Origin of the sequence: Flintibacter sp. HCN-6482, assembly GCF_037892565.1 — a bacterium.
GTDB lineage: Bacteria > Bacillota > Clostridia > Oscillospirales > Oscillospiraceae > Lawsonibacter > Lawsonibacter aceti.
On sequence record NZ_JBBKBK010000009.1, the window covers coordinates 1 to 4,263 of the forward strand.

Sequence of the window (4,263 nt, forward strand, 5' to 3'; positions counted from 1 at the left end):
TTATGACTCAGCATGAGAGAAGCAAGGTACTCCTGCCCCCAATGGCGATGCACGCGGAGACAACGCCCTGTGTTGTAAGGGGAGAAGGCTGTTATCTGTATACGGAGGATGGCCGGAAGATTCTGGATATGGCATCCGGTATTGCCACGAACGCCCTCGGCCACTGCCACCCCAAGGTGATCGCTGCCGCTGAGAAGCAGCTGCATACTCTGATCCACGCCGGACATAACATTCTGTACTATGAGCCCTATACTACTTTGATGGAGAAGCTGGTGGAGAAGACCGGCAATAAGTACAAGGTGTATTTCTCCAACTCCGGAGCTGAGGCCAACGAGGGCGCCATGAAGCTGGCGAAGTACGCAACCCAGCGTCCTGTCATCATCTCCATGAAAAACGCCTTCCACGGCCGTACCATGGCAACCGCGACTATTACCACTTCCAACGCTGCCTACCGCAAGAACTACGAGCCCATGATGCCCAGCGTCTACTTTGCCGAGTATCCCTATCTGTTCCGGACTCCCTACAAGATGGAGGACGGCAAGTGCCCCAAGGAGTATTTCACTCAGTTTGATGAGATCTTCAAGAAGATCGTGGATCCCTCTATGGTAGCGGCGATCATGATGGAGCCTGTTCAGGGCGAGGGCGGCTATGTGGTCCCCCCAGTGGAGTGGCTGAAGTATGTCCGTGAGCTGTGTGACAAACACGGCATCATGCTGATCTTTGACGAAGTCCAGACGGGCTTTGGCCGCACCGGCAACCTGTATGCCTGGCAGACTCTGGGCGTAGAGCCTGACATTTTTACCTCCGCGAAGGCCATCGCTGGCGGCCTGCCCCTGTCCGCTGTCTTTGGCAAGAAGGAGATCATGGACAAGTGGGCCAAGGGTGCTCACGGTGGAACCTACGGCGGCAACCCCGTTTCCTGCGCGGCCTCCCTGGCGGTTCTGGAAGAGCTGTATGAGGGCGGCGTCCTTGAGAATGTGAAGAAGATGGGCGAAGTTGTCCGCGGCAAGTTCTATGACCTGCAGAAGAAGTACGATGTCATTGGGGATGTGCGCGGCCTGGGCCTGATGAACGCCATCGAGTTCGTTAAGCCTGAGGACAACGCTCCCGACGGGGCCCTGTGCGCCGCCGTCCAGGCTGAGGCTTTGAAGCGTGACCTGCTGCTGCTCAACTGCGGCGCCGACCACAACAACATCCGCCTGATCCCCCCGCTGAATGTGGATGAGGCCACTCTGGATACCGTGTTCCAGATTATTGATGAGTCCATTGCCGCGGCACTGAAGGGCTGAGAAACTGATTATAGGATACAATTAGGAGGTCACTATCGTGGATACACAGGAATATCTGCAGTCGCTGGTAGACGCCGCGCGCGCGGCCCAGAAGGAATTTGAGAAGATGAGCCAGGAGCAGGTGGACGCTGCCGCCAAGGCGATTGGCAAGGCGATTTATGACCATGCGGAGGAGCTGGCCAAGATGGCGGTGGAAGAGACCCGGATGGGGCGCGTGGACAGCAAGATCGCCAAGTGCAAGAACAAATCCAAGAGCACCTGGTGGCGCATGAAGGACCAGAAGAGCCGCGGGATCATTGAGCGGGACGAGGTCAATGGTATTATGAAGGTCGCCAAGCCCATCGGCGTAGTGGGCTGCGTCACCGCTACCACCAACCCCGTCATCAACCCCATGCACAACTCCATGTGCGCTCTGAAGTGCGGCAACGCCGTCATTATCTGCCCCCATCCCCGCGCGAAGGGCGTCGGCGTCCGGGCGGTTGAGCTGATGAACGAGGCGCTGGATAAGCTGGGTATGCCCAAGAACCTGATCCAGATTATTAAAGAACCTACTATGGAGCTGTCCGCCGGCCTGATGAAGACCGTGGATCTGTGCATCTGCACTGGCGGCCCAGGATTGGTAAAGGTGGCTTACTCCTCCGGGAAACCGGCTTTGGGTGTCGGCCAGGGCAATGTTCAGGTCCTGGTGGACCGGGATGTGGACTATGACGAGGTAGCCAAGATGGTCATCGCGGGCCGCACTTTTGACAATGGCGTTCTGTGTACCTGTGAGCAGAACGTGATCTGTCCCAAGGATAAGGTAGATGAGATGGTGGCCGCGCTGAGAGCGAATGGCGCTTACTACATTGACAACCAGGCCGATGCCGACAAGGTCCGCAACAGCGCTTTCCCCGACGGCGTATTCAACAAGGAGTGGACTGGCACCACGATCCAGCAGATGGCTGATTTGGCCGGTCTGGAGGGGATCCCTGAGGATACCAAGGTCCTGGTATGCTGCACCAAGGGCTATGCCCGTCAGGAGGTCCTGGCGAAGGAGAAGCTGTTCCCCATGCTGGCGCTCTTTACCTACGACACCTGGGAGGAGTGCATGGAGATCGCCCGGGCCAACCTGGAGATGGAGGGCATGGGCCACAGCGTGGTCATCCACTCCAACAACACCGAGCATATCGAGGCTGTTCCCACCGTCGTCAACGTGTCCCGCTATGCAGTCAATCAGGTAGGCGGCACCGCTCTGGGCGGCGCTATGGACAACGGTCTGAATCCCACCACCACGCTGGGCTGCGGCACCTGGGGCAACAACGCCATCAGCGAGAACCTGTGGTTCACCCACCTGATGAATGTGAGCCGCATTTCCTATAAGGTCCCTGATATGTACATCCCCACTGATGAGGAAATTTGGGCGGACTGATCTCTTTTTTCAATATTAGAGTATTCTTGACCACAATAGTTCCCCAATTTCTTCTGTCTGGGTACTTTACGGAAAAGTCCGGCTTCATGTTAGCCGGACTTTTCCGCGTTAGAGAAATGAATGGTGTTTGTTGAAAAATAGGTAAAAATATTTCTGAGGCAGGCATGGGCGGCAAAGAGCTTGACAGATTGATTATACTTAAATGGGACAACAGGGTCAGAATGTTTGGACCATAATGATATGAGGATCAAGGAGAGTATCGAGGCTCATGAGGCGCTTCAGAAATATTGCGATGTATATTTTGGAAGGAGAGAAAAGATGGTACAAAACTATATGAGTAAATTTGTTACTCCCGAAGTGGCGGCAAAAGCGGTTCGATCCGGCGACTGGGTAGATTACGGCTTTGGCGCGGGCTTTCCTGAACTGATGGACCGGGCGCTTGCGGCGAGAAAAGAGGAGCTGAAAGACGTCAAGATCCGGGGCGGCCTGGTGATCCGGCCCCGGATCGAGGTGGTGGAGCGCGACCCGGAGCAGTCCGCGTTCACCTACTACAGCTGGCATATCGGGGACTATGAGCGGAAGCTGCAGAGCAGAGGGCTGGTGAAGTTTCTGCCTATGATGCTCCGGGCCCTGCCGGAGCTCTACCGGAGCTATATCAGGGTCGATGTGGCCTTCGTCCCTGTGTCCAAACCGGATGGGGACGGCTACTGCGGCCTGGGAATTTCCAACTATGCCTGGCGGACGATTTTTGAAAACGCGCGTACGGTGATCTTTGAGATCAATGAGCGGCTGCCCAAGCTTCAGGGGGTCAACGGCTCCCACCGCGTCCACCTGTCGGAAGCCACGTATGTCGTAGAGGGGGTCCATGAACCGCTGCCTCTGCGTACCTATAAGGACCCCTCGCCGGTAGATATCCAGATTGCCCGCAATGTGGTGGCGGAGATCCCGGACGGGGCCGTGCTGGGGCTGGGCGTAGGCGGCGTTCCCTTCACTGTGGCCAAGATGCTGGCGGAATCCGACCTGAAGGACCTGGGCTGCTGGACAGGCACTATCAGCGATGCCTTCCTGGCGATCCACAAGGCGGGAAAGCTGACCAACGCCCGCAAGGAGGTGGATGCCGGTTACTCTACCTGGAACCTGGCGATGGGCTCTCAGGAGCTGTATGACTGGCTGGAAAATGAGCCGGAGCTGTTCTATCCCGGCGATGTGGACCATGTCCATTCCCCGGAACGCATGGGGAAGATGAGCAATTTCATCAGCATCAATGGAGGTGTTCAGCTGGACTTGATGGGACAGGAGAACGCCGAATCGGCAGGCAGCAGGCAGCTGTCCGGCATAGGCGGCCAGATGGACTTTCTGGAGGGCGCCTTCCGCTCCAGGGGCGGACGGGGCTATATCTGCATCAATTCCTCCAGAAGGGACAAGGAGGGCAATCTGAGATCCAACATTGTTCCCACCATTCCGGGGGGCAGCACCATATCTGTCCCCCGCACCATGGTTGAGTGTGTGGCTACTGAGTACGGCGTGGCCCATCTGCATGGCCTGTCTTTAGGCGAGAGAGCCGCT

At 56.9% G+C, this 4,263-nt stretch carries 3 protein-coding genes; all 3 read left to right on the forward strand.

The window, feature by feature from the left end:
• The first annotated feature begins 2 nt into the window (after positions 1-2).
• A complete protein-coding gene (locus WKS99_RS13375; RefSeq protein ID WP_240286626.1) occupies positions 3-1,289 on the forward strand; it encodes an aminotransferase class III-fold pyridoxal phosphate-dependent enzyme in 1,287 nt (428 codons plus the stop codon).
• Positions 1,290-1,326: 37 nt separating this feature from the next.
• Entirely contained in the window at positions 1,327-2,697 is a 1,371-nt protein-coding gene (locus WKS99_RS13380) for an aldehyde dehydrogenase family protein (RefSeq protein WP_186853521.1), read from the forward strand.
• Positions 2,698-3,015: 318 nt separating this feature from the next.
• The coding region (locus WKS99_RS13385) for an acetyl-CoA hydrolase/transferase family protein (protein WP_340406494.1) at positions 3,016-4,263 on the forward strand (1,248 nt) is incomplete at its 3' end.